We start from the raw sequence: 390 nt of genomic DNA on the forward strand, positions 1-390 counted from the left end.
CTTTCGTTGTTCAGTGTTTCAATTTTCAGCTTGATCCAGATTTTTAAAGAGCAAAACTTCGCAGTGAACCCTTGCAGGTACACTCTGAAGTATTTTTTATTTAATCACTACAGAGATGGTGGAGCTATGCGGGATCGAACCGCAGACCTCCTGCGTGCAAAGCAGGCGCTCTCCCAGCTGAGCTATAGCCCCATAACATGTAGTTAAAACCTCTTCAAATTTGCGGTGCAAATTTGGTAGGCCTGAGTGGACTTGAACCACCGACCTCACCCTTATCAGGGGTGCGCTCTAACCACCTGAGCTACAAGCCTGTAGAGGTTTTACTGCTCATTTTCATCAGACAATCTGTGTGAGCACTTCAAAGAACGCTTCTTTAAGGTAAGGAGGTGA

2 tRNA genes are annotated in these 390 nt (G+C 45.6%); both read right to left on the reverse strand.

The window, feature by feature from the left end:
- Positions 1–116 precede the first annotated feature (116 nt).
- Positions 117–192 (reverse strand) — tRNA-Ala (locus HEN21_RS22650).
- A gap of 42 nt (positions 193–234) precedes the next feature.
- A tRNA-Ile gene (locus HEN21_RS22655) sits at positions 235–311 on the reverse strand.
- Positions 312–390 lie beyond the last annotated feature (79 nt).

Origin of the sequence: Escherichia sp. 93.1518 (assembly GCF_013368915.2) — a bacterium.
Taxonomy (GTDB): Bacteria; Pseudomonadota; Gammaproteobacteria; order Enterobacterales; family Enterobacteriaceae; genus Escherichia; species Escherichia ruysiae.